Origin of the sequence: Synechococcus sp. H60.1 (assembly GCF_047462335.1) — a bacterium.
Taxonomy (GTDB): Bacteria; Cyanobacteriota; Cyanobacteriia; order Thermostichales; family Thermostichaceae; genus Thermostichus.
The window spans coordinates 1-24367 of record NZ_JANSJA010000285.1 but is presented as its reverse complement, the minus strand read 5'-3'; the positions used below and the strand labels follow the sequence as shown (position 1 = coordinate 24367).

Annotated in this window: 19 protein-coding genes; 8 read left to right on the top strand and 11 right to left on the bottom strand. The window is 60.0% G+C overall.

The features are described from left to right. Positions 1 to 76: 76 nt before the first annotated feature. Positions 77 to 736, top strand: a complete 660-nt coding sequence (locus NW852_RS13040; protein ID WP_414372640.1) for a HupE/UreJ family protein — start codon at positions 77 to 79, stop codon at positions 734 to 736. A 74-nt stretch (positions 737 to 810) separates the two neighbouring features. After that, positions 811 to 1260, top strand: a complete 450-nt coding sequence (gene ndk / locus NW852_RS13035; protein WP_414335826.1) for a nucleoside-diphosphate kinase — start codon at positions 811 to 813, stop codon at positions 1258 to 1260. A gap of 98 nt (positions 1261 to 1358) precedes the next feature. On the opposite strand, the gene NW852_RS13030 is transcribed toward ndk, so the two are convergent. From NW852_RS13030 to NW852_RS13010, 5 genes are all read right to left on the bottom strand, one after another. Continuing rightward, positions 1359 to 2732, bottom strand: coding sequence for a nitrate/sulfonate/bicarbonate ABC transporter ATP-binding protein (locus NW852_RS13030; RefSeq protein WP_414372642.1), 1374 nt, complete (start codon positions 2730 to 2732; stop codon positions 1359 to 1361). 18 nt (positions 2733 to 2750) lie between these two features. Next, positions 2751 to 4478, bottom strand: coding sequence for an ABC transporter permease (locus NW852_RS13025; RefSeq protein WP_414426810.1), 1728 nt, complete (start codon positions 4476 to 4478; stop codon positions 2751 to 2753). 87 nt (positions 4479 to 4565) lie between these two features. Next, positions 4566 to 4850 (bottom strand): hypothetical protein, encoded by a 285-nt coding sequence (locus NW852_RS13020; RefSeq protein ID WP_414372646.1) that lies wholly within the window; start codon positions 4848 to 4850, stop codon positions 4566 to 4568. A gap of 85 nt (positions 4851 to 4935) precedes the next feature. Further along, entirely contained in the window at positions 4936 to 5685 is a 750-nt protein-coding gene (locus NW852_RS13015; RefSeq protein ID WP_414426809.1) for a hypothetical protein, read from the bottom strand. Positions 5686 to 6262: 577 nt separating this feature from the next. After that, positions 6263 to 7723, bottom strand: a complete 1461-nt coding sequence (locus NW852_RS13010; RefSeq protein ID WP_414372650.1) for a carotenoid oxygenase family protein — start codon at positions 7721 to 7723, stop codon at positions 6263 to 6265. A gap of 155 nt (positions 7724 to 7878) precedes the next feature. Between NW852_RS13010 and ffh the strand changes: the two genes are divergently transcribed. From ffh to NW852_RS12995, 3 genes are all read left to right on the top strand, one after another. Then, the gene (ffh, locus tag NW852_RS13005; RefSeq protein WP_414372652.1) at positions 7879 to 9330 is read left to right on the top strand and encodes a signal recognition particle protein; all 1452 of its coding nucleotides are present in this window, start codon (positions 7879 to 7881) and stop codon (positions 9328 to 9330) included. A 9-nt stretch (positions 9331 to 9339) separates the two neighbouring features. Further along, on the top strand, positions 9340 to 9795 hold the full coding sequence (locus tag NW852_RS13000; RefSeq protein WP_414364681.1) for a tRNA (cytidine(34)-2'-O)-methyltransferase: 456 nt from the start codon (positions 9340 to 9342) through the stop codon (positions 9793 to 9795). 65 nt (positions 9796 to 9860) lie between these two features. Then, on the top strand, positions 9861 to 11756 hold the full coding sequence (locus tag NW852_RS12995; RefSeq protein WP_414426808.1) for a peptidoglycan D,D-transpeptidase FtsI family protein: 1896 nt from the start codon (positions 9861 to 9863) through the stop codon (positions 11754 to 11756). A gap of 27 nt (positions 11757 to 11783) precedes the next feature. Here NW852_RS12995 and NW852_RS12990 read toward each other — a convergent pair whose 3' ends face one another. The 4 genes from NW852_RS12990 to NW852_RS12975 all read right to left on the bottom strand — a co-directional run bounded on the left by NW852_RS12990 (position 11784) and on the right by NW852_RS12975 (position 16971). Then, positions 11784 to 13004 carry a glycosyltransferase gene (locus NW852_RS12990; protein WP_414364677.1) on the bottom strand — a complete coding sequence of 407 codons (1221 nt, stop codon included), beginning with the start codon at positions 13002 to 13004 and terminating at the stop codon, positions 11784 to 11786. 187 nt (positions 13005 to 13191) lie between these two features. Continuing rightward, positions 13192 to 15663 carry an HD family phosphohydrolase gene (locus NW852_RS12985; RefSeq protein WP_414372657.1) on the bottom strand — a complete coding sequence of 824 codons (2472 nt, stop codon included), beginning with the start codon at positions 15661 to 15663 and terminating at the stop codon, positions 13192 to 13194. Between the two features lie 65 nt (positions 15664 to 15728). Continuing rightward, positions 15729 to 16130, bottom strand: a complete 402-nt coding sequence (locus NW852_RS12980; protein WP_414334936.1) for a plastocyanin/azurin family copper-binding protein — start codon at positions 16128 to 16130, stop codon at positions 15729 to 15731. Between the two features lie 91 nt (positions 16131 to 16221). Then, complete coding sequence (locus NW852_RS12975) at positions 16222 to 16971, bottom strand: 4'-phosphopantetheinyl transferase family protein (RefSeq protein ID WP_414372659.1); 750 nt, start codon at positions 16969 to 16971, stop codon at positions 16222 to 16224. Between NW852_RS12975 and NW852_RS12970 the strand changes: the two genes are divergently transcribed. Beyond that, entirely contained in the window at positions 16970 to 18415 is a 1446-nt protein-coding gene (locus NW852_RS12970; RefSeq protein ID WP_414364670.1) for an LCP family protein, read from the top strand. The two genes, NW852_RS12975 and NW852_RS12970, sit on opposite strands and share 2 nt — an antisense overlap. Positions 18416 to 18520: 105 nt before the next feature. Beyond that, positions 18521 to 20380 (top strand): molecular chaperone HtpG, encoded by a 1860-nt coding sequence (gene htpG / locus NW852_RS12965; protein WP_414372663.1) that lies wholly within the window; start codon positions 18521 to 18523, stop codon positions 20378 to 20380. On the opposite strand, the gene ribH is transcribed toward htpG, so the two are convergent. Further along, a complete protein-coding gene (ribH, locus tag NW852_RS12960) occupies positions 20374 to 20964 on the bottom strand; it encodes a 6,7-dimethyl-8-ribityllumazine synthase (protein WP_414372665.1) in 591 nt (196 codons plus the stop codon). The two genes, htpG and ribH, sit on opposite strands and share 7 nt — an antisense overlap. 574 nt (positions 20965 to 21538) lie before the next feature. On the opposite strand from ribH, the gene NW852_RS12955 reads away from it, so the two are divergent. Further along, entirely contained in the window at positions 21539 to 22567 is a 1029-nt protein-coding gene (locus NW852_RS12955) for a LysR substrate-binding domain-containing protein (protein WP_414364666.1), read from the top strand. Here the strand turns inward: NW852_RS12955 and NW852_RS12950 are convergent. Beyond that, positions 22449 to 24367 (bottom strand): hypothetical protein (locus tag NW852_RS12950; protein ID WP_414426807.1); only part of this gene is annotated, 1919 nt, incomplete at its 5' end. The genes NW852_RS12955 and NW852_RS12950 overlap by 119 nt on opposite strands.

The window sequence follows — 24367 nt, the reverse complement described above, 5'->3', positions numbered from 1 at the left end:
TTGAAGACTAGAAAAGAAATGGGTACAGCAAGCTTAGACCCCTTCGCATAGGTTCAATCGTGAGGGAGCAAAAAGCATGTTTTGGCAGTGGCAGCGACCTTTGGCCTTGCCTGCTCCAGTGGGACGCAACTGGGCCGTTGGCATGGGAGCAGGGATCGCCTGGCTGACCTCTGGGCCGGCTCTTGCTCACCACGTTTTGGGCGGGAGATTGCCGGCCACAGGATGGGAAGGATTTCTCTCGGGGCTGGCTCACCCTGTTATTGGCTTAGATCACCTGGCCTTTGTGGTGGCCATTGGTCTCATTGCGGCAGGGCAGCCCTGGCGCTATGGGATCCCGCTGGGCTTTGTGCTGGCCGGTCTGGTGGGCACCGGGATCCACCTGGCCGGCTGGGATCCCCTGGGGCTGACGGAGTTGGCTATTGCCTGCTCCATAGTTCTCTTTGGCCTACTGCTGGTTCAATCGCGGCAGATCCCAAGTTGGCTTTTGCTGCTGTGGGGATCCCTGGCGGGGCTATTCCATGGCTATGCCTATGCCGAAGCGATCATCGGTGCCGAACCCATGCCCTGGCTGGGCTATCTGCTGGGGTTGAGCACCGTTCAATATGGGGTAGCGCTCCTTGCCCTCTGGGCGGCTGAAACCTGGGCAGAGAGGATCCCTGGCTTAATCCGCAGTGCCGGCTGGATGATTGCAATAGTGGGGGCTATATTCCTAACGTTGGCGGTGGTGAGCTCCTAGACACCCTTGCACTGGGGATCCCCAATCCGGTACAAGGATAACGGTGAAGATGAGTAACAACAAGGGGAGATCCCATGGAGCGCACCTTTATCGCCATTAAGCCAGACGGCGTGCAGCGGGGTCTGGTGGGCACCATCATCCAGCGCCTGGAAAGCCGGGGCTACCAATTGGTGGGCCTAAAGCTGGTGCAGGTAAGCCAAGAGCTGGCGGAAGCCCACTACGCTGAACACAAGGAGCGCCCCTTCTTCCCCGGTTTGGTGAAGTTCATCACCTCAGGGCCGGTGGTGGCCATGGTCTGGCAGGGCAAAGGGGTGATTGCTGCCGCTCGCAAGCTCATTGGCAAGACCAACCCTTTGGACGCCGAGCCGGGCACCATCCGCGGTGATTTTGGCATTGATATTGGCCGCAACCTCGTCCATGGCTCCGATGGCCCCGAGACCGCCCAACGGGAGATCGCCCTTTGGTTCCAGGAATCCGAGCTGGTAAGCTGGACGCCCGCCACCCAAAGCTGGATTTACGAGTAGGCATGGCCGGTGGCAGCAAAATGGCTCGTCGCGTCGATCCCTAGTTCTCTTCTCCCTTTGAACAGAGGCTAGAGATAAAAGGCAAAGCCAAGCTGGCCCTAGCCAGAACGGGAATCAACGCCGACAGGCTCAGAAGCGGCGGAGCTTTCGCTGGGATCCGGGAGATACAGCCGCTCTTCCGAGGCATCGTACTCAAAGAGCTCCGCATAGCGCCCCCAGTCAACGGCTGTAGCAAACTGCCGCTCAGCTTCCTCGTGGGGAAAATGTTCGTCCCAGAGATCCAAGAAGAAGTCCGCCCGCATGGAGCGGCTGTTTTTTTCTTCCAGCGTCTGCAGGATGCTCTTGAAGACCGGCACCCGTGCCAAAAGCTGCTGTCGGAAGAGATCCTTGCTGCGCAAGATGGTGGTGTTGGCAAAGTCTTGGCCGATCTCGGTCAGTTGTACCACCCTGCCGCTTACCTCGGCAAAGCCCAACAGCACCGCCGCATCCAAAATCGGCAGCAAGTCATCCACCGCCAGTTGCAGCCGCTCGGCCAGCTCGGCAATCTCTACCCGTGCCTGCGGCCATTCCACAATCAGCTCCAGCAAACCACTGATGCCGCCCACCCGCGCATGGGGCAGGGGCAGCGCGTAGGGAGAAGTTGCCCTACTGCTTACCGAAGTGGGGGCAGCCACCTCGCCGGTTACCGGGATCTCCGGATTGGTCATGATCTCGTAGATGTAGTCCACCAGGGACTTAAATCGAGGATCCGTACGTTCGTGGGGCCGCGGCAGGTCGATCTTCACCTCTCCCCGGATCCGCCCCGGCTTGGATCCCAGGATCACCACCCGATCCGCCAAAAACACGGCCTCTTCGATGTTGTGGGTAACGATGAGAATGCTCTGGGAAGGGAAGGCCTGGGTGTTCCAGAGCTCGTCGATCTCCCCCCGCAGGTTCTCCGCCGTCAGCACGTCCAGAGCGCTGAAGGGCTCGTCCATAAACAGCACCTTGGGCTCTAGAACAAAGGCGCGGGCAAAGCCCACCCGCTGCTTCATGCCCCCCGAGAGTTCCTTGGGGTAGGCGTTCTCGAACCCATCCAGGCCCACCAGGTCGATGGCCTTGAGGGCCCTTTGCCGCCGGATCTCGCGCGGGATCCCTTGAGCCTGCAGCCCCAGCTCCACATTTTCCTGCACCGTCAGCCAGGGCAAGAGAGCAAAACTCTGAAACACCATGGCCACATCCGGGTTGGGGCCCCGCAGAGGACGTCCATTGCTCAACACTCGCCCTTCGCTAGGCGGGATCAGGCCCGCCATGATGCGCAGCAGGGTGCTTTTGCCGCTGCCGCTGCGGCCCAACAAAGCCAAAACTTCCCCTGCCCGCACTTGCAAATCTATCTGGCTTAAAACCGTAAACTCGCCCTTGCCCTCCGGCAAAGGAAAGCGCTTGTAGACCCTCTCAACTTCGATCAGAACCGGAGAAGCTGCAGAACTCATATCAGATAGCCTCAAAGATTAAAGGTGATATTTTTCTTCTGCCAATTGATACAACCGCCGCCAGAAAAGGCGATTGATGCCCACCACAAACAAGCTCATCATGCCAATGCCCAAAGTAATGCGGGGCCAATCTCCCACCGCCGTTGCCTCAGCGATATAGGTGCCCAATCCCGTAGCCTTGAGAGTGGTGGATCCCCAGGCCACGATCTCCGAGACAATGCTAGCGTTCCAAGCGCCGCCGCTGGCCGTGATCCCCCCGGTAACCCAGGCAGAAAAGATCCCCGGAATAATCAGCTTTTGCCAGAGCTGCCATCCCCGCAAGCCCACGTCCACGGCCATCTCGCGCAAATCTGTGGGAATGCTCTGGGCGCCGGCAATGGAGTTAAAGAGAATGTACCACTGCGCTCCCAACGACATCAGCAAAATGCTGCCCCACTCAATGCTAATTTGGGTGCGGATGAAAAACAGCGTGGCAAATGGAAAGAGGAAATTGGCCGGAAAAGCTGCCAGAAATTGCACCACCGGCTGCAGCAACTTTGCCAGGCGTGGATTAAAGCCGATGGCCACTCCGATCGGCGTCCAGATCACGGTGGCGAAAACCAACAGCACGCTGACCCGCAGCAGGGTGAGGATCCCCAGCCCAAAGGTCAGCAGCACCTCCCCGAAACCCACGGTGGTGGACACAAAATGAACAATCCAAATCCCGATCCCGCCAATGGCCAGCCAAGAGAGCTGAGTCAACAGCCGCTCGCGGCGTCGCTCCGCCTCGGGATTGGGTGGATCCCCCCAGCGCGGGCGAGTTAAATAGGACAACAGCCGATCCGCCAATTCTCGGAAGGGAGCCAGCCAATTGCCCAGCAACCGCGGGATCCGTGCTGTGGTTAGCAGATCATACAGCCACGACTCCGGGGCAGCCGCACCGGCGCTCTGCTCCAGGCGAAACTTATCCGACCAGGCCACCAGAGGCCGCCAGAAGAGCTGATCCACCAGCAGGATCACCACCGCCATGGTCAAAAGCGCCCAGCCCAACTTGGGCAGATCTTCAGCTTGAATGGCGGCTTCCACATAGGATCCCAGGCCGGGCAGGGTGTACTCCTGGTTAAGCACGCTGATGGCCTCGCTGGCGGCCACAAAGAACCATCCCCCGCCAAAACTCATCATGGCGTTCCAGATGAGGCCCACCATCGCCGCCGGCACTTCCAACTGGATGAAGCGCTGCCAGCCCGACAAGCGGTAGAGGGTAGCCGCTTCCACCAGCTCCTGCGGCAGGGTGCGCAAGGATTGGTAAAAGGAAAAAGTCATGTTCCAAACCTGGCTGGTGAAGATGGCGAAGATAGAAGCCGCCTCCAGACCCAGCAGGCTGCCGGGAAAAAGTGCGATGAAGCCGGTAACGGTAATGGAGAGAAACCCCAACACCGGCACCGATTGCAGGATGTCCAGCAAAGGGATCAAAATTCGCTCCGCCCAGCGGCTTTTGGCGGCGATATACCCGTAGATCAGGGTAAAAAGGGTGGAAAAGAAGAGGGCGATGAACATGCGCAAGGTGGAGCGGGCGGCGTAGTAGGGCAGGTTGCGCGGATCCAAGTCGATCTGAGGCACCACCGCCGGCGGCTGAAACTGCTCAAAAGCCCCCGTCCCCACCTGCGCCACCAAGGCCAGGAGAACCAACGTGCCCAGAATAATAGCCCCATCAGCAGCCCCAGCCGGCAGCCGACGGAGCACCTCCGGAGAAGGAAAAGTCCTCATGTCCCCTGAATAGGCCTGGGATCCGCGCTCAGTGTACACTGTTTGCGGTTAAGTTAAAAAGGGGTTCGAGCTGGAGGATCCGGCCTGCTATTCTTCCTCCGGCAACTCGGGAGGAGGTTCATTCCACCTGGGATCGTCGAGGATGGATTTTTTGGTTTCTTTGAGCTGTTTCCACAGTTGTTTAATTTGGCGATAGGCCTCTTCCGGGGTAATCTTGCCCCCTGTTTCTAAGCCACAAATCAGCGACACCTTATTGCTAAATTCCTGGAGATTGGCATCGAAAATTAAGTTCTGTGGCTTCACCTCACCCCAGTAGGGATAGCGAGGGGAAATAAATTCATCCTTGTTGTGAGAAGGGTTTGATTCTGTCATGTCGCAACCACACGGTGAAAGGCCTATTACAACGAGGTCAATATCAGAAGCGCAGTCGAGACAAATTCGTATCCAGGAATGGAGGCTATAGAAGTTTTTTCTTGACCGGCTTAGCTGGTTTGGGTGCTTTGGCGGGATCCGAGGGCGGATAGGGTTGAGCGGACTTTGGCTGTTGCCCGCGAGTGGGGGGGGGAGAGTGTTTCTTGAGTTTGGGGCGGGGAGTTGAACGCTTTGGGCGTGGCGGCGCTTTGAGCACAGGGCCGACAGGAGTTCCTGCCTCCACGTAGAGCAGGGATCCGCGGCGGCGCACCTGTAGATCCCAGAAGGTGCCCACTCCTTTGCCCGGCAAGGATCCGATCAGGCGCAGTTTAAAAGCCTGAGGCTTGGGAGCTGTTGCTGCAGGAGACGCAGTGCCCTTTGCCGTCTGGGCCCGCTGAGGGGAAGAGCTGGCGGAGTTCTTTTTGCTGGATTGACGGATTTTGACGATAATGAACCCTTTTTCCTGCGATTGGAAGACGACCTCGCCGCGAATGGAAAACCAGTCCGGCACCACCGTCGGACGGGATCCCTCTGGCAGGGTTTGCCCCATTTCTTCTGGGGCCCACACTCCCATCAATTGTACATGCAGATCTTGGCTCTTGTCGCGGGTGCGGGGATAGACCACCCACAAATAGTTGCGTTCTGGCTTCAGGTGCTTGCGCACCAGGCTCATTACCCGGCCTAGCAGTACCGCATTGAGATCTAAACCATCCGAGGTGCGCAAAATCCCGCGAGTGAAGTGGTTGGGCGAGGGAATGTACCGCCCCTCGATGAGGCCGATGGCCCGGTACTGCATCTCTTCCCCGGGCGGCGGGATGGGCTCTAGGCAAGGTCGCTCTCTTCCCATCGCTTTCTTCTGCTCTAGACTAGCGGCGGCGGCAGCAACAGGCAGGCCCCCACCAGAAGCTGACCCGACCTCTTGAGCTGATTCCCTGGGCTCGCTGGTTGAGGTGGGCCGGGGGGGCCGTACAATTCGGAGGGGAGGTCTCAGATCTGAGGACATCGTAACGGTTCCGTTGCAGTCAATCCAGGAGGTTTACCAGAATGCCTAGCGGTCGGCGACGACGCTCGTCTGGCAGTGCAAGACATCTGCTGTTGCCAAAACGGGGCTTACCTCTCCCTTTGACCCAAGACCCGCTCAACACACTACCGAGCCCCACAAGCTTTCCTCTTTTACTCCCGTCAGCAGACCCGCCCAGGGCCTGCGCCCAACCCATCGAGGTTCAGCAGTTGTCATCACTGTAGCTGAAGTCTAACCGATAGTAGCAACTGCTCCGGTTCAGGTTGCAGAATGTTGAGCTACAGAGCCGCACCCTTTCCTCGGCTTGCGCACGGCGGCCCAGGACGAAGCCAGCTATGCCAAGATCCCTCCCCTATCCCTTGTTGGGATCCGCCTCTACCCATGTCTGAGGGGTGAAGCTGCCGTGGAGGCCGTAGGGAATATGGTGCCGCAAGGGGATCCGCGCCACCGGGCCGGCTGCCAGGTTGGCAGCTTCTAGGATCACTACCTGCGAGCGCTGACTGGCGGCATCAAAGACCACTGTTACAATCCAGCCGGCTTCCTCCGCAGCGTCCTCAGGATCGGGGATGAATACCGGCTCTCCCACAAAGCCGCGCGGGGCAAAGCTGTATTGCTCACTGCGGCCTGTTGTCGTGTCTAGCCTAAGAATGGCCTGCAAGGGGGCGTTGGAACCGGGAGCATGGGTAGCCCCAATGTAGATATAGCGATGGGATCCCCCCATGCGGGCGGGGTGAATAGCCGGAAACTCCACCGAGCGATCAAGCAGGAGCTCCCGCTTAACCTTGCCCGTCTTGGGATCCAGCTCAAACCGCCACAGCTTGCCGGCTGGCACCTGGGCAAAGTCAATTTGCAAGTAGTCAGCCCCCGGCTCCAGGGCAGGGTAGGTTTCGTAGAGAACGGCATCGACCACCACCTGATCCCCAACGTCGTAGCCGTTAACAAAATGAAAGACAAACCCTGGCTCCGTTTGCAGTTGCAGCGGCTCGCCCTGTTGGGGAAATAGCCAGATGCGGGTGGGCTCTCCTTTTTTTAAGGTCAAGCAGGTGCCTGCCGGCTGCCAGCCCAACACATAGGGCAAGGGGTTAAAGGCCACCGGGTTCTGGAAGAAGATCCAGTAGCGGGGAGTCCAGACAAAGTCGTGCAGAAAGGCAAAGCTGGGCAGGCGGTAGTCCCGCTTTTCCACCAGCCGTCCTTGGGCGTCGACGCGGTAAAACACCAGTATGGAGGGGGGCCCTGTCTGCACCCCAAAGGCCATGAGATCCCCCGTGGCTGGATCCCGGCGGGGATGAGCCGTAAAAGGCTGGTTGGGGGCAAGGGCACCGGCAAAGGTTTCGATCCCTTCGGTGGCCAAGGTGGCCGGGTTCAGCCGATAGGGGGCGCTGGCCTCCCAAAGCGCTAGCAGCTTGCCGCCTTGGTAGATGACGTTGGTGTTGGCGGGATTTTTGAAGCGCAGATCGAGGAAATTGGCCCACCAGCCCCCCGGCTTCTGGGTGCCGAACACGCCGCGGTAGAGCACCCGTCCCGCCTTCTCCTCTGCCTCAAACTCGGGAGTGCGCACAAACCGGTTGCGGAAATGCACCCGCCCGCCTACAAAGGTGATGGCACACACCATACCGTCGCCGTCGAAGGGATGGCCATAGCGCTGGGATCCCGCCTCCAGCTTGCCGGGCCCATTGCGAAATAGGGTTCCCTGCAGCCTCTCAGGGAGCCGTCCCTCGATCTCTGTCACCCAATAGTCGTACTCGTGGGACAAAGAGCGGTAGCCCAACTGCCAGTCGGTGGTGCTGTAGGAGCGGGAAGCAACGCTGACCATGGCCAGTCTGCAAGCGACGCCTTCTATTGTTGCTTAAACTTTCGTAAAGTAGCCAGCCTTTCTCGATCCAGGTAGCGGGATCCCAAGATGGAGCTGCTCCAATTGAACTATGGTAGGAAATGCCCTAGCAGCCCTTGACAGGATGAACAGCGCTCATGTTTGATGCCCTCTCCGAGAAGTTGGAACTGGCCTGGAGAAAACTGCGCGGCCAGGACAAGATCACCGAAACCAACATTCAGGAAGCCCTGCGGGAGGTGCGGCGCGCCCTGTTGGACGCCGACGTCAACCTCCAGGTGGTGAAGCAGTTTATCGAGGACGTGCGGCAGGCCGCTCTGGGAGCTGAGGTCATCCTGGGGGTGACGCCAGACCAGCAGTTTATCAAGATCGTCCACGACGAGCTGGTGAAGGTGATGGGGGAGGCGAATGTGCCCATTGCCCAGGCGGAGCAGCCCCCCACCATTGTGCTCATGGTCGGCCTGCAGGGATCCGGCAAAACCACCACCTGTGCCAAGCTGGCTTTGTATTTGCGCAAGCAGGGCAAAAGGCCACTCCTGGTGGCCGGCGACATCTATCGTCCGGCGGCCATCGACCAGCTCAAGACCCTGGGCCAGCAGATTCAGATTCCTGTCTTCGACCTGGGCAAGACGGATCCCGTCGAGATCGCCCGCCAGGGAGTGGCAGCCGCGCGGGAACAGGGCTACGACTACGTTATCTTGGATACCGCCGGTCGCCTGCAGATTGACCTGGAGATGATGGCGGAGCTGGAGCGGATCAAGGCGGCGGTGCAGCCCCACGAGATCCTGCTGGTGGTGGACGCCATGATTGGGCAGGAGGCCGCCAACCTCACCCAGGCCTTCCACGAGCGGCTGGGTCTTACCGGCGCCATCCTCACCAAGCTAGACGGCGATACCCGCGGCGGGGCAGCCCTCTCCATCCGCCAGGTGTCCGGCCAGCCCATCAAGTTCGTCGGCGTCGGCGAAAAGGTGGAGGCTTTGGATCCCTTTTATCCGGATCGCATGGCCTCCCGCATTTTGGGCATGGGAGACATCCTCAGCCTGGTGGAAAAAGCCCAGGAGGCAATTGACCTGGGAGATGCCGCCGCTATGGCGGAAAAGATGATGACCGCCCAGTTCGATTTCACCGATTTCCTCAAACAAATGCGCCTGATCAAGCGCATGGGATCCCTGGCCAACTTGCTGCGGCTGATGCCGGGGATGGGGAAGATCAGCGAGGAGCAACTGCAAAAAGGACAAGACCAACTGGCCCGTGCCGAGGCCATGATCAACTCCATGACCCCCGAAGAGCGCCGCAACCCCGACCTCTTGGCCCGCAGCGTCAGCCGCAAGCGGCGGGTGGCCCTGGGCTCCGGCCACAAGCTGGAGGATGTCAGCCGCCTAGTGAGCGATTTTCAGCGCATGCGCGACATGATGCGCAGCATGAGCCTGGGCGGCCTTCCGGGGATGCCGGGTGGACGAGGCCCACTGCCGGTGGGCGGCCCCCAGTGGCGGGGACGTTCTGCAGCGCCGCCGCGACAGCAGCCCAGCCGCAAGCCGGGCAAAGGTGGGGGCAAAAAGGGAGGCGGCAGCCGCGGGTTTGGCAGCCATTGAGAGCGGCCCATGCCCTTCCATGTTGTTTTGGTAGCTCCGGAGATCCCAGCCAACACGGGGAACATTGCCCGCACCTGTGCAGCTACCCGCACGCCCCTCCACCTGGTGGATCCCTTGGGGTTTCGCCTCTCGGATCGCTACCTCAGGCGGGCAGGGCTGGACTATTGGGAGCACGTCCAACTGCATCGCTATCCCTCTTGGTCTGCTCTGGTGCAAGCCCATCCCGAGGCGCGGTTCTGGTGCTTTAGCGTGCGGGGCAAGGCCCTCTACACCGAGGTGGCCTATCAGCCCGGAGACTGGCTGGTGTTCGGCAGCGAAAGCTGCGGCCTGGATCCCATGTTCTTGGAAACTTACCCGAGCGTGCGGATCCCCTTGAGCGGGCCGGTGCGCAGCCTCAATCTCAGCAATGCGGTGGCGATCGCCCTCTTTGAAGCGTTGCGTCAACAGGGATTTTCCACCCAATGAGGCGAAGGCTGGCCGGACAAGGCGATGGGCGGCAAACTAACGGTGGTATCTATACAGGGGTGGCAGTGGAAGACAGGTCTGGGGCCGGTTTGGGCCAGCAACCTTTGCAGACCCGACAGAGGAGCCGGCAACTTGCCCAACGGCAGCGGGGCAGACCTGCTTGGCCCCCTTGGCCGCCCAGCCACTGGCCCCAGGGATCCCGGCTGGCGTGGCTTTTGGGGGAGCGGATCCCGACAGCCCGGCAACTGAACTTTCGCGTCGGGGCGGTGGGCCTCGTTCTGGCTGGTGCTCTAATGGGGGTGGGGGCACGTTTGGTCTATTTACAACACCACCAGGGCCCGCTCTTACAACAGCGGGCTGAGGCCCAGCAACGAGCCCAACTCCGACCCTTCCTCCCCCGCCGCTCGATTGTGGATCGCCACTCCGTAGCTCGGCAGCAGGCGGAGCTGTTGGCTGTAGATCGCCCTGTCTATACCCTTTGGGCCCACCCTCGCCTCTTCGGCAAGCGTACCCCCCAGGAGATTGCCACTGCTCTGGCCCCTCTGCTGCGGCGGCCAGTTGAGCAATTGACTCAGCAGTTGTCGGCCACTCACGCGGTACGGCTGGAGCGCTGGCTGTCGCCGGAAGTGGCGGCTCAAATTCAGGCTTTGTACCTGGACGGCCTGGAACTGGTGAGCGAGCGGCAGCGGGTCTATCCCCAGAAGGAAATGGCCGCCGAAGTGGTGGGCTATGTCGATCTGGATCACCGCGGCCAAGCGGGGCTGGAGTACTCTCAACAGGTCTTGCTGGAGCGGACGGTTCAGCCCGTCACCCTTCCCCGCGATGGCTACGGCCAGTTGTTGGCGGCCGAAGTGCCGGAAGGACTGTTGCAATCCCAGGAGACGGTGCTGCAACTCACCCTGGATATGCGGCTGCAGCGGGCTGCCCGCGCCGCCCTGAAAACGCAACTGGAACGGTTTCAAGCCCTACGGGGCACCGTGATCGTCCTGCAACCTCACACGGGAGAGATCCTGGCCCTGGTGAGCGAGCCCACCTACGATCCCAACCGCTACTTCGAGTATGACCCTGCCCTCTTTCGCAACTGGGCCGTTACGGATTTGTACGAGCCGGGATCCACCTTTAAGCCCATCAACATCGCCATTGGGCTGGATGCCGGCGCCTTCACGGCCAACGAACGGGTCTACGACGAGGGACAGATCTGGATTGGCCGCTGGCCTATCCAAAACTACGACTACCGGCAGCGGGGAGGCCATGGCTGGATGAGCGTCACCGATATCCTGCGCCAGTCGAGCAATGTAGGCATGGTCCATCTGATGCGCAAGCTGGATCCCCGCCAGTATTACAATGCCCTGCTGCGGTTGGGATTTAACGAGCCCAGCGGCGTGGATCTGCCCTTTGAACCGGCCAGCCGCCTGAAACCCCTGCGGCAATTCGTAACCGTGCCGGTGGAGCGGGCCACCGTTGCTTTTGGCCAGGGTCTGGCCCTGACCCCCCTGCAGTTGGCCGCCATGCATTGCATCATTGCCAACGGCGGGCTGAAAGTGCGGCCCCACGTGGTGCGCGGTCTGGTTGAAAAGGATACCGACACCTTGGTTTGGGGATCCCCCCAACCCCAGCCGGTACGGGTGTTGTCGGAGCAGGCCACCCTGGCGGTGCGCATCCAAATGCGGGACGTGGTGGATTTTGGCACCGGGCAATCGGCCAAGATCGAGGGATATGAAATCGGCGGCAAAACAGGCACGGCCCAGAAAGCAGGGCCGCAGGGAGGCTATCTGCCCGGCAAGCGCATCACCAGTTTTGTGGCCTATTTCCCCGCCCTTCGCCCCCAGTACGTGATCTTGGCCGTGATCGACGAGCCGCGGGGAGAAGATGCCTTTGGATCGACAACGGCGGCTCCTGTGGTTCGCTCGGTTATCCAGGAGATCATCACCCTGGAAGGGATCCGCCCCAACTCCACCTAGCCTCTGGCCCCCGGGCGAAAGCTGGGATCAGGACTGGCTGCCCTCGGCATCCGACTTCGCTGCCACCCGCCAGCTTAGTTTAGCGTTGAGATAAAAGTTCCAAAATACAACAATGCCAATTGCAATCAAGTTAGCCAACAGATAGTGAATGCCCAGGCGCTCACTCAGCAAGATCAACAACGAAGAGTTGAGCAGCAAGCCGATCAGGCAAATGACATTAAACTTAACCAATCGCTTCAGACGATTCCAGAGGCCTGGCTGTAGCCGAGTGACATGGCGAAAGGTCCACAGGTCGTTCCAGAGGAAGTTGTTGAGAATGGCCACCTCAGAGGCGATGAGTTTGCTGATAGCCAGATCCCACCCTAAGTTGTTGGGATCGTGCAACAGATACAGCAACGTCATATCCACAAACGTGCCGGATAGGCCGACCGTGCTAAAGCGCAAAAAGGATCCCATCTGGCCTAGGGAGAAGCGAAGAGCAATAAGGTGGTGGAGATACTGGAGGCAGGTTTGCAGTTGGATTTTGCTCTCGCCGTTTTGGCGCTCCTGGAAGATATAGCCGACCTCAGCTATGGTCTTCACCCGGCCCCGCGCCAGCACCTCGATCAAGAGCTTGTAGCCCTTGGGGCTGAGCGGGATCCCGGCAATGGCTTGGCGTCTAACCAGAAACAACCCGCTGAGCGGATCCAACACCCGCCTGAAAACCCCCGGCAGCAAAACCAGCCCAATAGCCTGGGCTCCCCGGGAGACGAGGCGCCGGCCCAGGTTCCAGTGGCTCACCCCCCCCGACTCCGCGTAGCGGCTGCCCACCACCAGGTCTGCCCCTTGCTGAATAGGGGGCCACAACTTGAGGATGATCTCTGGCGGATGCTGCAAGTCTCCATCCATCACCCCCAGCACCTCGCCGCGGGCAACTTGCCATCCCCGTAACACGGCGGTAGCCAGGCCCCGTTCGTGTTGGCGGCAGATAACCTGCAGTTGGGGGAATTCCTCTTGTAGTTCTTGGGCCACTTTGGCCGTGCAATCCGGGCTGTTGTCATCTACCACAATCAGCTCGTAGGCTCCTGGCAGAATTGCGTCCAGGTGGGCACACAACTGCCGGATTAGGCTGCCAATGCTGGAGGCCTCGTTGTAGGTGGGGATAACCAGCGAAAGTTGGACAGGGCTAGGCCGGGAAAGAGGCGGGATCTGAATAGGGACTGCCGAAACTTTGGGAGGGTTGGAGGAAGCAGGAGCTGCATAAGGCATTCAGCAGGCCATCCAAAAACGATGGTAAAGGATCCTGAGCATAGAGCTTGAGTGCGGGTCAAGCTGAAACCTTGGAGCTGTTTCGCTTCGCAACAGCGCCACGCGCCACCGGCGCAAATGATCCCCTATCGTACCGATGGATGAGCTCTAGAACTAGACTTTTCTCTCCCTACCCAGCTCGCCGAGGCTAGGGGGATCCTGTCGAAGGAGTCATCAACACAGGCATCTCGGCCTGGGCAGAGTCGGGCTCAGGCAAGGGTGGGGCAGGGGCAGGACTGGGGTAGGGAATGCGCTCGTGGTTGGACTCTCGCCAAACTTCCACAAAAGCCTCGGCCACTATCTCCAGATCCTCCAGCGTCAGGCCGCTATCGACCAGTTGGCCATCTTGCCAACGGGCCTGGGCAATTTTGCGGACAACAGCCTTGGCCCGCTCAACCACCTCAGGGCCAAAGCCGTCGCTCAGGGTCATGCTGCGCAGGGCCGCCTCACAAGCATCGGCAAGCATTACCACCCCTGTCTCCTTGCTCTGGGGGATGGGGCCATCGTAGCGGAACAGCTCCTCGGGCACCGGCTGATCCCCGGCTTTCAGCCGAGCCTGGTGGTAGAAATAGGCGATCAAAATTGTTCCCTGGTGTTCGGGAATGAAGGCCCGCACAGCGGTGGGCAACTTGTACTGCTTGGCCAGGCGCAGTCCATCGCTGACGTGGGCCTTGATGATCTGGGCGCTGCGGTAGGGATCGTCCAGTTGCGTATGAGGGTTGAGGCCGCCCATCTGGTTTTCGATGAAGTAGCGGGCCTGCAGCATTTTGCCGATGTCATGGTAGAGGGTGCCGGTGCGCACCAACTCCACGTTGAGGTTCAGCTTCTGGGCAGCTCGTTCCGCCAAGGTGGCTACAAACAGGGTGTGCTGGAAGGTGCCGGGGGCTTCTGCCGCCAGCCGCCGCAGCAGGGTGCGGTTGGGGTTGCTCAACTCGATGAGGCGAATGGGGGTGGCTAGGTCGAACAAGCGCTCCAGGTAGGGGCTGGCTCCCAGCGCCACAATGCTCCACCCCAGCGTGATCCCTCCCCCCAAGGCCATCGCCAATAGGTCGATGCCGCCAGTTGTGGTCAAGCTAACAGCCGCATAGGTGAGCATCTGCACCGCCGCCGCCCCTCCTCCCAACAAGGCCAGCTCTTCCCGAGAGCGGGAGCGCCCGGCCAGGGCGCAGGCCACCACACTGCCGGAAAGCAAGGGTGCGAAGGTGAGCAGATTGGCAGAGGAGACCAACGGCAAAAGTAACGCCTGGCCCACCACCACCACCAGGCCCAGCCCTGCCCCGTAAAAACTGCCCAGCAACAGCCCCACCGCCGGCAAGGAGCTGAACTCCAGCTTGAACAAAGTTGCCACAAGCGGAGCAGTCAGGGAAACCATCAGGATCAACACCCGATCCCGGCGGCGCAATCCCGGCTGCAAGCGTTGCTGCAAGGGGACGAAAATGGCCAAGCCCAAGCCCATAACGCCAGCCACCCCCACCAGGCCCCAGACGTTGATCCTGCGCTGGGTAAAACCAAAGTGATCCAAAATCAAAAAGATCTCGGGGGTGATGATCTGATCTGCTCGCACAATCACCTGGTTTTCCGCAACCGAGATCAGGACGGGCTCAACTTTTTCCAGCTCGGCGCGAATGCGCTGCTCGGTGCGCTGCGGATCCACCTCCAGATTGGGGATCAGCACCTGCTGCAGCCACTGATAGACCAGCCCCTGCAGCTCCTGCCGCTGGGCGGCACTGCCTGGAAAGGCCAGCTCGTCCAGTTGGGCTTGGATCCCTTCAGCGCGCACCTCGCGGGGCAGGCCATCCACAATGCCTATCTTCTGCAGGCGCTCCAAGACCCGCCGGCTCAGGCCCTGGAGCTGCTGCCACTCAGTCTCTGTTAAGTTGAGAACCGTGGCCGCGACAGGGGGGGTGAGCTGTTCCAGAGCCGCCAGAGCCGCCCGATAGCGCTGTTGTGCCGCCTCCACCTGGGCAATTAACTGGGTATAGGGATCCGTGGCCGCCATCTGAGTGGCCGCCCCATCCAACCAGGCCCGCTGCCAAACCTCGACCAGCTCTTGCCGGGCCCGCTGCTCTGGAAAAAGCGGCTCCAGACGTCCAGCAACCTCTTCCGACAGCGAGTGAGTGGCTGCACGGGTGCGGATGGCCTCTTGTCGGACACGAGCCTGAAGGAGTTCCCACTCTTCTGGGGCAAGCTGGCGCAGGTAGATCTGCGTTGGCAGAGATAGCAATTGGACAGAAACATAGGGCAGAGAACCTGCCTCTTGTCGGATGGCCTCCACCGCTGCCAGGAGAGCCTCCAGATTTTGCCGCATGCTCTCGTTGGCGGTGCTGTTGATTTTGAGGGCTTGCACCACGCGCCGTCGCGCCTCGGCCTGCCGGGCCTGGGTAGCCTCCACATCTTCGATCTCTGCCGCAGCAGGAGCGAGGAAGGTTTGCGGGGAGCGGCTGCCGACGGTCAGTTGCGGCTCGTTGTAGTAGCGGATCCCGTGAACAGCAGTGAGGGAGAGAAGCGCTAGGGTATAGCCGGCAACCCGCTCCGGCAGGGGGGGCCTGCTCTTGCGAGGAGAGGCTGCCTGGCGTCGCCGAGTCCAGTGTTCCACGATGGGGCTGAGCAGGTTTTTCATGCGATTTGCCTGGCAGCGTCTTTCTCTTTTCTATCCCCTTTTGCCCCCCTAGCCCAGGAGATAGCCTAGTCGCCAATGGTAATCTGCCCAATCATGCCCGCTTCGGCGTGGCCGGGAATGGTACAGACCAAAGAATAAACTCCAGATTTCAGGGGAATAAACTGCCACTCCACTGCCGCACCTGGCTTCAGCTCCAGTTCTCGGATCTGGCCCTTGATTTCCACGCCGGCCACTTCCAACTTGCGAGTCCAAACGGCATCGGCAAAATCTTTGGCGCTGAAATAGTGCTTCAACTGGCTGGGGTTGCTCAAGTGCAAACGGTAGAGGTTGCCGTTGCGAAAAAAGAGCTCCTTGGGCACAAACACCAACTGGTTATCGGCAGTACCTAACTCGACAGCTTTGTCCTGGGGCGTTTGCCGCGACAGATCCCGCGCCCAGGCCGGATGCGGGATCCCGCCGATCGACATCCCCAGACAGAGGCTCAATATCAGGAGATAACGCAACCCACGCAACATAACCCCAACATGAAAACTCGGCCTGAAAACCCAAGATAGCAGTTCAAGCGGGAGTGAAGAGATCTGCGCCTTGGCAGAGCTGCACCGTCGGGACTGGCCCGCCCACTTCCAGTCGTTCCATCGCCACAGCGGCAACGTAGCCCTCGGCAACCCGCAGGGGCAGGGTCAGCCAGCAGGGATCCCCAGCCGCGGCCCTGGCTCTGGCCAGCCCCACGCCCATGGCTTTCAGGAGAGCCTCTTTCTGCGTCCACAGCTCCAGGAAAACCCTCTCCCGCTCTGCCGGTGGACAGGCCAACAGACGAGCCTGCTCGGCGGCGGAAAAATAGCGTCGGGCAATGCGTGGCCAGCGGGGCACGGGTCGGATCCACTCCAAGTCCACCCCGATCCGGGCTTGCCACATCAGGCCGACCAGGACGCGCTCGCGGGAGTGGCTGAGGTTGAACTGCAGCGGTAGGGGTGGATCCGGCCAATAGGGCTTGCCGGCGGCGGTGTAGCCGAGGGGGATCGCGCGGGGAGGGAGGCCGCTGTAGCGGCCAAGCAGGGTTCGCAACAGCAAACGACCACCCAGAAAGCGACGCCGATCCTCCATCCGCTGTAAACGCTCCGCGCGCTGCCGTTCCTCATGGGAAAGAAGGTCGAGCTGGGAGAGCAACTCCGCCAGCGGCGGCAAGACTTGTAGCCACAGGTGCACCTCCGACTTCGCCAGCAACAGTTGCAGGGATCCCGCCGGGGAAGCTGCCGTCTCGCCGAAGTTGGGTATGGACAGTCCTAGGGAATAAGGATGCGGTAACATGACCTTGAATTGGTGGGGTTGGCAACACCCCCTAAACAGTACACCCCTTCCTGCAGGCGCCCGCGAGGCTCGGCCCAACCTGATGTCCTCCTTCCAGTATCCACCCCGCCCAGACCGTGTCCGCGCCGCTCGTCAGCAGGCCATCCGCCAGGGGATCCTCTGGCTGTTGTTGGGATTCACGGCTGTGTTGTCAGGTTCTGCCGGTGCCTTCTTGGCCGTGATGCTGCCTCGTCAGGTGATTCCCACCTCCCTGACTGCCAAAGAACAGGAGGCCTTCCGACCGGATGCCCTGCGCGCTGCCGCTCTGGATCGATCCTTGCACATTCTCATCCTCGGCACCGACAACCCGGATCCCACCCTGCCTTCGTCCACAGAACGGGAGCGTCTCAACACCCGCACCGACACCATCCTCTTGGCCCGTTTTGATCCACAGGCGCAGCGGATCACTGTCCTATCCATCCCTCGCGATACCCGCGTGCGCTTGCCTGGCTTTGGTGTAACCAAGATCAATGCGGCCAACTTGGCAGGGGGCCCGGCGCTGGTGGCCCAGGTGGTCAGCACCTTGCTGGGCGGGATCCCGATTGACCGCTATGTTCGCCTCAATACCGAGGCCCTGGAAGCTTTGATTGACGCAGTGGGGGGTGTGGAGGTCTATGTGCCGGAGCCCATGCACTATGTGGATCACACGCAGCAGTTGTTTATTAACCTAGAGCCTGGCTGGCACCGCCTCAATGGCGAACAAGCCCATCACTTTGCCCGCTTCCGCCGCGACCACCTGGGCTTGGGGGATATCGGTCGGGTACAACGGCAACAGGAGCTGCTGCGGGCCCTGAGCCGGGAACTGCTCTCCCCTGCCGTCTGGCCGCGCATCCCGAAGGTTTTGCAGGTCGTCCGCACCCACCTAGAGACCAACCTCACCTGGGAAGAGGTTCTGAGCTTGGCCAAGTTCGTCCTCACCTCTGGGGACGATCGCATCGACCTGGTGCTGTTGCCGGGCCGCTTCAGCCAGCCGGGAGAGTTTGCCACCAGCTACTGGCTGCCAGATTTGGCCGGGATCCGCCGCCTGGCCGTGACCCACTTTGGCCTGGAGGCGGAAGTAGCTCCCATCTCGCCGCACCGCCTGCGCATAGCTGTGCAAAATGCTACCGGAAAGCCGGGGATGGCCCGCCGCGTGGTGCAAGAACTGGTTCGACAGGGCTATACCCAGGTTTTTGCCGTCGAAGACAGCCCCCAGGTGTTGCCGCAAACGGAGATCCTCGCCCAAAGCGGGGATCGGGAAGGAGCCAAGCAGGTTCGCGCTGCCCTTGGCCTGGGAGAGCTGCGGGTGGAATCCACCGGCGTTCTCAACTCCGACATCACCATTCGCGTTGGGCAAGATTGGGCCCACCAGCTTACCCTTGATATCGACCAGGCGCAGAGTCCGGCCAGAGGGGCTCAGCTCTAGAGCCGGTTCGGTTGCGGGTGCGGATTTCTGGAAAAAGTTCAGCTTGTCGGGGCCTTTGCTACCTCTGTAGATTGGCACTGAGCTTGTTGAAGTGCCGAGCCATCTATGACTGTGCTGGAACAGGGATCCATCACCATCCACACCGAGAACATTTTCCCCATCATCAAGCAGTCTCTCTATTCGGATCGGGAGATTTTTTTGCGGGAGCTGATCTCCAATGCTGCCGATGCCATTGCCAAGCTCAAGATGGCCAAACTGGCCGGCGAAGTGGCGGATCCCCCGGAGCCGGAGATCGTGATCGCGCTCAACAAAGAGGCCAAGACCCTCTCGGTCAGCGACACCGGCATCGGTATGACTGCCGAAGAGGTAAAAAAGTACATCAACCAGGTGGCCTTTTCCAGCGCTGAGGAGTTCCTTCAAAAGTACAAAGGCAAAGACGCAGAACAGGCGATCATTGGCCACTTTGGCCTGGGATTCTATTCCTCTTTTATGGTGGCGCAGCGGGTGGAGATCGACACCCTTTCCTATCAGCCCGGCAGCACACCTGTGCAGTGGTCTTGCGACGGCAGCCCAACTTTTACCCTTTCCGATTCACAGCGCTCCGCCATCGGCACCACCGTCACCCTTTACCTCAGCCCGGATAGCGAGGAGTATCTGGAGCCAAGCCGCATCCGCGAATTGGTGCGCAAATACTGCGACTTCATTCCCGTCCCTATTAAACTCAACGGAGAAGTCATCAATCGCCAGAAGCCCCTCTGGAAGACTCCTCCCTCTGAGCTCAAGGATGAGGATTACCTAGAGTTTTACCGCTACCTCTATCCCTTCCAAGAGGATCCCCACTTCTGGGTACACATCAACACGGATTATCCCTTCATCGTGCAAGGGATCCTCTACTTCCCCAAGTTGCGCCCGGATATCGATCCCACCAAGGGCCAGGTCAAGCTATTTTGCAACCAGGTTTTTGTCCAGGATAACTGCGAAGAAGTCATTCCCAAATTCCTCCTGCCTCTGCGCGGTGCCATCGACAGCCCGGATATTCCCCTCAACGTCTCCCGCAGCTTCCTGCAAAATGATCGCACCGTCAGGCGCATCGGGGATCACATCGCCAAAAAGGTGGCGGATCGCCTCAACGAGCTTTACAAAGAAGACTACGAAAAATATGTCAAGGTCTGGCCCGATATCAGCCTCTTCATGAAATTTGGGGCGATGAACAACGACAAGTTCTTCGCCCAGATTAAAGACATTCTCATTTTCCGAGTGGCCGGATCCCCTGCCGATAAACCGGAGTACGTGACCCTCAAAGCATACCTGGAGCGCACGCGGGAAAAGCAAAACAAGCGGGTTTACTACGCCACCGACGAAGCGGCCCAGAGCGCCTACATCGACCTGCACCGCTCCCAGGGCCTGGAGGTCATCATGCTGGATAGCTGGATTGACAGCCATTTCAGCAGCTTCCTGGAGCGGGAGTATCGGGAAGAAGGGATCCAATTTAAGCGGGTGGATTCCGAGCTGGACGAGACGCTGATCCAGAAAGACAAAGCTGCCGATCTCGTCGATCCCATCACACAAAAAACCCGCAGCGAAAAGCTGGTGGATCTGTTCCGTCAGGCTTTGGGCAAAGAGAAGCTGCAGATCAAAGCCGAGGCCCTCAAGTCTGAGTCAGTTCCGGCTATGATCCTGCTGCCGGAGGCGCTGCGGCGCCTGCAGGAGCTCAATGCCATCCTGCAACAAAAGCCCATAGAGTTTCTGGAAGAACACACCCTAGTTCTCAACACCGCCCACCCCTTGATCCAAAACCTGCAGGCTCTGGCCGAGGAGGGGCGGGATCCAGAGCTGGTCAACCTCATCTGCAATCACATCTACGATCTGGCGCTGATTACCCAGAAAAGCTTTGACCCGTCAGCCGCACGGGCCTTTGTGCAGCGCTCCAACGAGGTGCTCACCCGTCTAACCCGCCGTCAGTAGGCGGCACTCTCCAAAGTTACCCCCGGCTGCAGCGCCTCTGCTCCACCGGGCAGAGAGGGACGGGAGGCCGCTCCATTGTTGCCAGCCCTGTCACTCCCTTGCAACAGGGGAGCTACTTGGCGCATCAGGGTGGCCATCTCCAGGGCACTCATGGCGTATTCCCAGCCTTTGTTGTTCTTGATCCCGGCCCGCTCCAGCGCCTGCTGCAGAGTATCGGCAGTGAGGATCCCGAAAATGACTGGCACGCCGGTGCGAAAACTCGCTGCCGCGATCCCCTTGGCCACCTCTGCTGCCACATAGTCAAAGTGAGGGGTTTGGCCGCGAATCACCGCCCCCAAGCAGATGATGGCATCGTAACGGCGGGACTGGGCCAGTTGGTGGGCTACCACAGGCACCTCAAAGCTGCCGGGCACCCAGTAATAGTCCACCTGCTGGCTCTCCGAGCTGACATCGATGCCATGCCGCTTCAGGGCATCCTGGCACCCCTCCAACAATTTGCCGGCAATCAAATCGTTAAACCGACTGATAACAATGGCCAGACGCAGATCCCCCGTCTGAACAAAATTGCCTTCGTAAACTGCCATCTGCACTGCTCCGGGAAAAAACCACGGGTTGCTCCACACCGCAAAACCGTGTTTTCTTATCGTGAACGACTCCCGACCCTCATCTTCGTTGAGTCAACACACCATGGCTTACCCACGCTGCGCGCACCGATAGCGTACGGGCTTCACGCTTCACAGACTTGTTGGTACAGAGGTCTCAGCGTGCGGCCACCGTGCGACCCACGGCGGGAAACTCTCCAGAGATTGAACTTGTTCTCCTTAACTGTAGCAGGAACGGCTTTCATCCCGACACTGATTGGCTCTTGAGTAAACAAAATTACAGTGTGGGGCTTGCTGCCGATGAAGCCAATGCACCCTTCTCCTCCGGATCTGCCCAAACAGGGGTGGCGGCACCTGGCCTTCGGCATTCCCCCAGAGCTGAACGGCTCGCCAATCCCTCCCCGTCCTCCAGAAGAAGAGCCTGCGGAGACGCGCTCGAGCCGGCGGGCCCTCAGGGAAATCTCGCCAAGGGTCATAGCCTCAGGGAAATCTCACCAAGGGTCATAGATTGAGGTTTATGATTTAAGAGTAAATCTTTAGTGCTCCTTGATTCTCCATGAAGGCCATTACGCTGCACCAGTTACAAATCTTCGAGGTTGCTGCCCGTCATCTCAGCTTCACCCGTGCCGCTGAGGAGCTTTACCTGACCCAGCCCACGATTTCCATGCAGATCAAGCAATTGAGCAAATCGGTGGGGTTGCCGCTGTTTGAACAGGTGGGCAAGCGGCTCTATCTCACAGAGGCGGGGCAAGCTTTGTACCAGACTTGCCAAAAAATCTTTGAGCAGTTGAACCAATTTGAGATGACCCTCGCCGACCTAAAGGGGTTAAAACAGGGACGGCTGAGCATTGGGGTTGTCACCACTGCTAAGTACTTTATTCCTCGCCTGCTGGGGCTATTTTGTCAGCAGTACCCCGGCATCGATGTATCCCTCAAGGTGCTGAACCGGCAGCAGGTTCTGGAGGGGCTAAGCAACAACATGGATGATCTCTATGTAATGGGGATGCCGCCGGAAGATTTGGATGTAGTGGCGCAACCCTTTCTGGAAAATCCCTTGGTGGTGATGGCTCCTATTCACCATCCTTTGGTGGGCCAGAAGCGGATCCCCCTGGCCCGTATTGCTCAAGAGCCCTTCTTGGCCCGCGAGCCCGGCTCCGGCACCCGCATGGCAGTGGAGCGGCTCTTCGACAAACATAACCTCAAGCTCAACATCCGCATGGAGATAGGCAGTAGCGAAGCCATTCGCCAGGGCATCATTGGCGGGCTGGGCATTTCGGTTTTGTCTCAGCATGTGTTGGCTCTGGGGGATTGGCAACACCATTTGGCCATTTTGGATGTGGAAGAGTTTCCCATCCGTGGATTTTGGCATTTGGTCTATTTGCGCTCCAAGCGCCTCTCGGTGGTAGCCAAAGCTTTTGCCGATTTCCTGCTTTCTCAAGTTTCTCAAATGGATCTGGATCTTCCTCCTAAAGAGCTGCACAGAGCCAACTCAAATCCCAATCCAGATTGGCTTTCTGGCAAAGGGGATAGACTGCAGCCGCCAGCTCTTGTTTCAACCCCTGGAGGCTCCGAATATCATGGGTAAAAAAGACCTGTAAAAATGCCAAATAGGCCCGTGCCCAATCGTCTTCGGGATCCAGCTCGACAATCCGCTGAAAATGCTGCTGGGCTGCTTCTGGCTGCAGCAGCGCTACCTCCATTAGGCCCAGTTCGTAGTGGCTTTGAATTTGGCGCTCGATTTGGCCTTGGTCAGCAGCCTGTTGCTGTTCTCCCTCCAGAAGCTGGCGTGTCAGGATGCGATCCGGGTCGGTTGCGAAAGTGGCATACTGCAAGGTTGTCCAGGCGTTGAGGTAGAGGGAGAGCGCCTCCAGATCCCCAGCCGCAGCCGCCCTAGCTGCCTGTCGCAGGGGAAAGAGGAGATCTCCTGGCGGGATAAGGGATCCCTTTTCCCTACCGGGAGACCCACGCCAGTGCTGTCTTAGCGACCGGCGCATTCCTTTGGGGGGTTGCCACTCCAGGTGGAGGATTCCTTCTTCTCCGGCAGACTCTGGCCAGAGGGGCAAGGTCAAAATTTCCTCTACCTGCCAATTGCTCCTGGTGCGGGGTTGCAGGCGGTTCTGACCCACCACCCAGGCCTGCTCCGCCAAGATCTGCTCCTGGGGATTTTCCAACCGCGCCCAGACTAGCGTTTGGGCCAAGTCCTGGGCCGGGCCCTGCCAGCGCAGCCGCCAGGCCGGGATCCCTTCCTCTGGGAAGACCTTGAGCTGCAGCAGCTCCACTTCCTCTACTGGAGCAGGCACCTCTTGCAGCACAACCCTGGGCGGGGTGGGGAAGTAGGTGTACAGCCGGCCCACCGCTTGTAGTTCAAAATGCTCTTGCTGCCAGTCCGGACTCTTGTCTAGGAGTTGCCGAATTTGCTCCTTAGCTGGACCATAGGGGCCGACAATTCCCTGCTCCCCTGGCGCATCCACAAACCCATCCAGGAGCGCCAGCTCCAGCTCCGGCCAAGGGGTTTGCCCGGCACCGCGGAAGGTGATTGGCCATCGCTGCAGAGCGGCCAGGTAGCTGAGCGTCTCGGACGAAATCAGCTCAGTGTTGGGAAGAACGCCTAAGGTGGTGGCCAAACCTGGCTGCACCAGGGATCCAATCCACCGCGTCAGCTCCTGCTGGGGGTGCTGCCCCTGCCAGCGCATTTGGATCCCTTTCCAGAGAGGGGCCACGCCAGGGGTGAGGGGCTGCCCCAGGTTGAGCAGGGCCAGGGATCCCAAGGCTAGGCTCAGGCCTACTCCCTGCCGCAGTGCCCTTTGCCCCCAGCGCGCCCCCAGCCACCGCCAGACTTTGTCCAGCCCACCCGCTGATAGGATGGCCAGCAGGGGCAACAGCGGCAGCGTAAAGCGCACATCCTTAATGGCTACCAGGGTGTAGAGCAAGTAGCCCGAGCCGTAGAGGCCCCAGAGGAGAGTCTCCCGCCGGCTTGGGGATCCCCAGAGCGAAAGCAGCGGCAAGGGGCACAAAAAAGGGCTCATCTGCAGGGGCAAAACGCGAAGGTAGGCCGTCCACCAGCAGAGGGATCCCGCTGGGCAGGTGACGTAGTAATGGGCAGTCTCGGCATAGGCCCAGCCGTTGCTGAAGACAAACAGCCAATTGGCTCCATACCAGGGCCAGCACAAGAGCAGCGTCACCCCCATCCCCAGCGCCAGGTGGGCCAGCCGCACCGGCCAAGGGAGCTTCACCCCCAGGGGCACAGCCAGCAGTGGCGGCAGCAAAAACAGCACCCCTGTCCACTTGGCCCGCAACCCCCCCCGCGGGGCGGGGGGCCCGCGGCGGCGCGGGGCCCCCGCGGCGCGCCCCCCCCCCGGCCGCCCCCCCGCGCCGGCGCGGGGGG

Bases quoted from the DNA above. Each gene is read 5' to 3' on its own strand.
- NW852_RS12970 (WP_414364670.1), top strand. From the start codon at position 16,970: ATGACCTTGAATTGGTGGGGTTGGCAACACCCCCTAAACAGTACACCC.
- htpG (WP_414372663.1), top strand. From the start codon at position 18,521: ATGACTGTGCTGGAACAGGGATCCATCACCATCCACACCGAGAACATT.
- ndk (WP_414335826.1), top strand. From the start codon at position 811: ATGGAGCGCACCTTTATCGCCATTAAGCCAGACGGCGTGCAGCGGGGT.
- ribH (WP_414372665.1), bottom strand. From the start codon at position 20,964: ATGGCAGTTTACGAAGGCAATTTTGTTCAGACGGGGGATCTGCGTCTG.
- NW852_RS12975 (WP_414372659.1), bottom strand. From the start codon at position 16,971: ATGTTACCGCATCCTTATTCCCTAGGACTGTCCATACCCAACTTCGGC.
- ffh (WP_414372652.1), top strand. From the start codon at position 7,879: ATGTTTGATGCCCTCTCCGAGAAGTTGGAACTGGCCTGGAGAAAACTG.
- NW852_RS13025 (WP_414426810.1), bottom strand. From the start codon at position 4,478: ATGAGGACTTTTCCTTCTCCGGAGGTGCTCCGTCGGCTGCCGGCTGGG.
- NW852_RS13015 (WP_414426809.1), bottom strand. From the start codon at position 5,685: ATGCAGTACCGGGCCATCGGCCTCATCGAGGGGCGGTACATTCCCTCG.
- NW852_RS13010 (WP_414372650.1), bottom strand. From the start codon at position 7,723: ATGGTCAGCGTTGCTTCCCGCTCCTACAGCACCACCGACTGGCAGTTG.
- NW852_RS13040 (WP_414372640.1), top strand. From the start codon at position 77: ATGTTTTGGCAGTGGCAGCGACCTTTGGCCTTGCCTGCTCCAGTGGGA.
- NW852_RS12980 (WP_414334936.1), bottom strand. From the start codon at position 16,130: ATGTCGATCGGCGGGATCCCGCATCCGGCCTGGGCGCGGGATCTGTCG.
- NW852_RS12985 (WP_414372657.1), bottom strand. From the start codon at position 15,663: ATGAAAAACCTGCTCAGCCCCATCGTGGAACACTGGACTCGGCGACGC.
- NW852_RS13020 (WP_414372646.1), bottom strand. From the start codon at position 4,850: ATGACAGAATCAAACCCTTCTCACAACAAGGATGAATTTATTTCCCCT.
- NW852_RS13000 (WP_414364681.1), top strand. From the start codon at position 9,340: ATGCCCTTCCATGTTGTTTTGGTAGCTCCGGAGATCCCAGCCAACACG.
- NW852_RS12990 (WP_414364677.1), bottom strand. From the start codon at position 13,004: ATGCCTTATGCAGCTCCTGCTTCCTCCAACCCTCCCAAAGTTTCGGCA.
- NW852_RS12955 (WP_414364666.1), top strand. From the start codon at position 21,539: ATGAAGGCCATTACGCTGCACCAGTTACAAATCTTCGAGGTTGCTGCC.
- NW852_RS13030 (WP_414372642.1), bottom strand. From the start codon at position 2,732: ATGAGTTCTGCAGCTTCTCCGGTTCTGATCGAAGTTGAGAGGGTCTAC.